This window comes from Bacteroidota bacterium, from assembly GCA_030706565.1.
Classification (GTDB): domain Bacteria; phylum Bacteroidota; class Bacteroidia; order Bacteroidales; family JAUZOH01; genus JAUZOH01.
Genome location: JAUZOH010000279.1, coordinates 1 through 5,075, shown reverse-complemented (window position 1 = coordinate 5,075; position 5,075 = coordinate 1). Strand labels below are relative to the sequence as shown.

General features: G+C 38.1%; 5 protein-coding genes. 3 read left to right on the top strand and 2 right to left on the bottom strand.

The window, feature by feature from the left end:
- Positions 1-39 precede the first annotated feature (39 nt).
- Positions 40-1,218, bottom strand: coding sequence for a hypothetical protein (locus Q8907_12475; protein ID MDP4275086.1), 1,179 nt, complete (start codon positions 1,216-1,218; stop codon positions 40-42).
- Between the two features lie 54 nt (positions 1,219-1,272).
- Positions 1,273-2,013 (bottom strand): GntR family transcriptional regulator, encoded by a 741-nt coding sequence (locus Q8907_12470; protein MDP4275085.1) that lies wholly within the window; start codon positions 2,011-2,013, stop codon positions 1,273-1,275.
- A 476-nt stretch (positions 2,014-2,489) separates the two neighbouring features.
- On the opposite strand from Q8907_12470, the gene Q8907_12465 reads away from it, so the two are divergent.
- From Q8907_12465 to Q8907_12455, 3 genes are all read left to right on the top strand, one after another.
- Positions 2,490-3,422 (top strand): ROK family protein, encoded by a 933-nt coding sequence (locus tag Q8907_12465; protein MDP4275084.1) that lies wholly within the window; start codon positions 2,490-2,492, stop codon positions 3,420-3,422.
- Positions 3,423-3,447: 25 nt separating this feature from the next.
- Entirely contained in the window at positions 3,448-4,617 is a 1,170-nt protein-coding gene (locus Q8907_12460; GenBank protein ID MDP4275083.1) for an MFS transporter, read from the top strand.
- Positions 4,618-4,755: 138 nt separating this feature from the next.
- Positions 4,756-5,075: NUDIX hydrolase N-terminal domain-containing protein (locus Q8907_12455; GenBank protein ID MDP4275082.1), on the top strand; the 320-nt coding region annotated here is incomplete at its 3' end.

Below are 5,075 nucleotides of genomic sequence, written 5' to 3'. Positions count from 1 at the left end.
TTTTTTTTTATTGATCGTTATGATTTTTCTGTTTAATAATTAATTTTTTCCACTTGCAGAAAATATTTTAGAGGTCCTGATCCCGGGCTTTACTTCTCCACATGTTATGATAAAGCTATTGTCCTTTATTATTACATTTGTCGTAACAGGTAGTATAAATGGTGCCTGTTTTAATTTGCTTATTGTGTTTTTGCTTGTCTGATACAGAACCACATCCTTTGAAAATCCTGGGTGGTTTTCATAAAAGTTCAATAGCTTTTCTTTAAAATATTTCACGCTGTCCGGATTATCAGGTTGATTTTTAAATACGGGATACTGTGAAATTTTTTGTTTCAGGTTATATTCTTCTAAAGCCAGTTCTTTACTTACGCCACCGAAAAACAAAATATGAGTTGAACCGAAAGGAACTGCTGTAGCTGCCATTACCGGGAATTTGGGGCCAGTTGCACCATCAAGTTTTTTCCATTGTTTTAATCTCGGATTGTATTCATACCCGTCGGATAATACTTTTAAGGGAAAATCCGGGGAAATATTCCGGCCACTGAACAGGTAAAAACAGTTATCCTTTCCGTTGTTTTGTGCAACTGCTACTGCAAAGGCGCGTGGTTCCCCTGGCCAGGATGCAAGTGTTTTCCATCCGTTTTTTTTATCATTGACATCCAGTACAAAAAAATGACGGGTAGCCTTGGGACTGCTGGGGTTTTCAATCCCTCCGGCTATGTATATTTTCCCGCTCAAGTATGCTCCACACATATTTGCCAGGGGAACCGGCAAGGAAGGCCATTTTTCATACTGGAAGGCTGAACCATTATATTTCATGAGAAATACTTCGGAATATGCTTTAATCGAATCGGAGCCACCAATACATAGAATTCCCTCCGGGAGGCTTATAGAAACTCCATAAGCTAGAGGCTTGATGAATTTATTTCGATAAATTTTCCATTCTTTTTTAGCCGAAACAAAAGAGCAGGCATATATGTCAGCGTAAAAGGTTTTGGCCCCTCCTTTCCAGGGCATGCAGTTTTTGAAATTTGTGCCCCCTGCAATAATAAGATTCTGACCGATGATTCCGGAAAATACACCGGAGAGTCCGGGTTGTACTGAATCTCCTGTTAAAGGGGGTAAGGTTGCCAGTTCTTTCCACACTATCTTTTCTTTTGTTACTCCATTTTTACAACCTGTTATTGAGTTGGCCAAAGAAAAAGCAGCTATAGACATTACTAATATGGTTAAGGTTTTTTTCAAGGGAATGTTAATGGGTTGGTTGAACTTTTAAGAATCTTGTGTAGGGCTTTGAGGCGGTACGCATTTTTTCAGGAAACTATAATAAGGGGTAAAGTGGTTTATCATGGCCTGACGAAAACCTTCCTTATCCTTTTTTTTAAGAAGATCTAAAAGATCTTTATGAGTGACCCTTTTTCCGGAATTTTCGAGTTCCATATTGATGGGTAAGAAATAGTCTTTGAATTTTTCCTTTAAAAAGACGGAAACGGGCCTTATTACCTCCTGAAACTCTGTGATGGTTTTATTACCGGTTATTTCGTATAATTTCGTGTGAAATTCAAATTCGCTGACCGGAGTATATTCTCCATAATTAAAAACCACCCCCCGGTTAACAATCTCTTCAAGTTCCTGAAGGTGTTCATCCGTCAGGTTGTTGAAGAGGAGGTCACAAATACCTACCTCCAGGGCTATTCTAAAACCCAGCAAATCAAACAAAGCTTCATCACCCAGTATTCGTGGATCAATGACACGTTTCATTCCACCAAGTATGGATGGCTCTGTCAAAATCATCCCTCTTCTGGTGCGAGACTCAATTAGGCCAAGCATTCTTAACCTGCTCAAAGCTTCCCGCAGGACACTTCTTCCAACGCCCAACTCTTCTGCAAGTTCCTGCTCCTTGGGAATAGAGTCACCGGGTTTAAGGTTCATGGCTTTGAAATAATCAAATAATTTATCTTCAACCTGGTCGACTAAGGTGGTTTGGTGGTCTGTTATTTTTAAATTATACATATTTATCGTATTTGTCAGACAAATATGATAAATAAATTTAAATAAAAAAATTATTCTAGTATTTTTATAAAAATTTTTATCCGGGTAAATTTGAAGGGAAAGTATCCGCTAATCCTTGAAACAGATTAACTCTGAATGAAGACTGGGTAAAAAGCAATAGGGGTTGGGAGGTTATGGAAAATTAACCGGGAAAATTTTTAGGTGTATGCTGATTTGTCCACCTGGAAGACAGGTTAAGGTAAATATAACATGCTTCGTTGTTAGCCTTAAAGCCAGTACTTAATTGTAATTTGATTTGCTTCCGGCTTAATATGGCTGGTGGTTTTGAGTTTAATAAACGGATTTCATACTAAATGTTAATTGTCATATAAAAAATATGAAATTTTTATAGATGAACAAGTTGAAATGTTGAAAATTTGTCATTAATAATTGTAATATTTGCGGTATTGTTTAATTAAAATGTAAAAGAATCAGATATGAAAAAGTATGCAATAGGTACTGATATCGGTGGAAGTCATATTAGTTGTGCTGTCATTGATTTGGAAAACGAATCGATTGAAAAAGAAAGTTTTTCGACTATTAAGATTGATAATCAGGCATCTGCTGATGAAATTTTAAATCGTTGGGTGTTGGCTTTGAAGCAATCCTTAAAGACGATTAATGCCAGCAAGTTGGCCGGTATAGGTTTTGCAATGCCCGGACCCTTTGATTATGAAAAGGGGCTTGCTCTGTTTCATGGTGTGGCCAAATATGAAGGTTTATATGGAATTAATGTAAAAAACCAGCTGATTGAATTGTTAGGACTTCATGACGACGTTGATATACGTTTTATGAATGATGCCACTGCTTTTGCGGTTGGAGAAGCATGGATGGGAAATGCAGCAGGGAAAAGCCGTTCGGTTTCCATCACATTAGGTACAGGATTTGGCTCTGCTTTTATTGATGAGGGCGTACCTGTAGTTGAACGGGAGGATGTACCCGAAATGGGTTGTGTCTGGCATCTGCCATTTAAAGAGGGAATAGCCGATGATTCGTTTTCAACCCGTTGGTTCATTAAACGCTTTGAAGAGAAGTTCCACCGGACTGTAGAGGGAGCAAAAGAAGTTGCTGAAGAGTCGGAGAAAAATCCTGAGGCAAAGGAGATTTTTGTTGAATTTGGCCAGAATCTGGGTAGTTTCCTGGGGCCCTGGTTAAATAAATTTGAAGCAGAAACATTGGTGATTGGGGGCAATGTGTCTGGTGCCTATAACTTTTTTGGACCCTGTTTCGAAGAATATCTGAAAAAGATTAATGTAAAAACCGAAATTAAACTTTCCAAATTAATGGAAGATGCTGCAATAATCGGCAGTGCCAGAATGTTTGACGAAAACTTCTGGGAGAAAATCAAACCATTGTTATCAAAAATGTAAAATATAACTAACAAACTAAGCCAAAATGAAAAACAAAAATTCTTTGATTACAGTATTACCAGTATTATTCGGATTCTTTATTATGGGATTCTGTGATGTTGTTGGTATCACTGCTTCACATGTAAAACAAGACCTATTGGGGGCATATAGTGTTGGTTTCAGGGACACCTTATCCAATCTTATTCCTGTTGCCTTATTTTCAATGTTTTTAATTTTTTCGGTTCCTACCGGTATATTAATGAATAAAATAGGGAGGAAAAAAACCGTACTGCTTAGTAATGTCATTACGATTTTTGCTATGTTTATTCCTCTGATCTCCTATACTTTTACGATGTCGCTGATCGCTTTTGCTCTCCTGGGTATTGCAAATACCATTATTCAGGTTTCTCTTAATCCCCTACTTAAAAATGTTGTCAAAGGGGATAAATTAACAAGCTGCCTTACTGCCGGCCAGTTTGTAAAGGCCATTTCTTCTTTTTGCGCTCCTTTTATTGCTGCTTTTGCTGCCCAGCAATTAGGAAACTGGCAATATATTTTCCCTATTTATGCAGTAATAACCCTGCTTTCCACAATCTGGCTGCTTGCTGTTCCCATTGAGGAAGAACCGGTAACCAGCAAGGCTTCAACCTTTGGAAGCGTGATATCCATTTTAAAGGACAAAACCATACTGCTTTTATTTTTAGGCATTGTTTTCGTTGTAGGTGTAGATGTGGGGATGAATACAACAGCACCGAAAATTTTACAGGAACGTTGTGGATTCAGCACGATTGATGCAGGATTCGGCTCAAGCATGTACTTCCTTTTCCGTACGGCCGGTGCGTTCATTGGAGCTTTCCTGTTGGCTAAATATTCTCCTGTAAAATTCTACAAAATAAATATCATCGTTGCTATTGCGGCTATGGTGGCTTTGATTTTTGTGGGTAATAAAGTGTTGCTTTTTGCCCTGTTCGGAATTATTGGTTTTACCATTGCCAATATATTCCCTATTATCTTTTCTGCAGCCATTCAGCATAGTCCCGATAAAACCAATGAAATTTCAGGATTAATGATTACCGGTGTGTTTGGCGGAGCCGTAATACCTTTTATCATGGGTCTTATTTCTGATCAGCTTGGTTCGCAGGCAGGAGCCGTGTTGGTTATTTTGGCAAGTGCTCTTTATTTGCTTTTCTGCGTTTATAAGATGAAAAAGGCATAATAGAAATTTTATAAAACCTAAAAGAGAGGGCAATGACGAGGATTGAGTTTTGTCCTCTCTTTTATTTTTGGCTATTCTGAAATATTTTTATTAATTTATACCCATTGTTCGGGATACCTGCATGATAATTTATTGAAAATGAATGAAGATTTGTTGGCATATATAAAAAGAGTTCAGGCTATTGCGCAGAACGGACTTGCATACATTTCAAATCCTTTTGATCTGGAACGGTACGAAGAGCTTCGAAACATCAGTGTAAAAATGATGTCGGCCCTGTCAGATACGCCGGTTGAAAAAGTAACTAATTTGTTTGCTTTTGAAAATGGTTATCAGACGCCAAAAGTTGATGTGAGGTCAGTGATTTTCAGGGATGGGAAAATATTACTGGTAAAGGAAAAAATGGATGGCTGCTGGTCGTTGCCTGGAGGCTGGGCTGATGTTGGCTATAGCCCCTCAGA

What these genes read in the sequence shown, in the direction of transcription:
- Q8907_12475 (MDP4275086.1), bottom strand. Translation starts at nt 1,218, where the DNA reads ATGTCTATAGCTGCTTTTTCTTTGGCCAACTCAATAACAGGTTGTAAA.
- Q8907_12470 (MDP4275085.1), bottom strand. Translation starts at nt 2,013, where the DNA reads ATGTATAATTTAAAAATAACAGACCACCAAACCACCTTAGTCGACCAG.
- Q8907_12465 (MDP4275084.1), top strand. Translation starts at nt 2,490, where the DNA reads ATGAAAAAGTATGCAATAGGTACTGATATCGGTGGAAGTCATATTAGT.
- Q8907_12460 (MDP4275083.1), top strand. Translation starts at nt 3,448, where the DNA reads ATGAAAAACAAAAATTCTTTGATTACAGTATTACCAGTATTATTCGGA.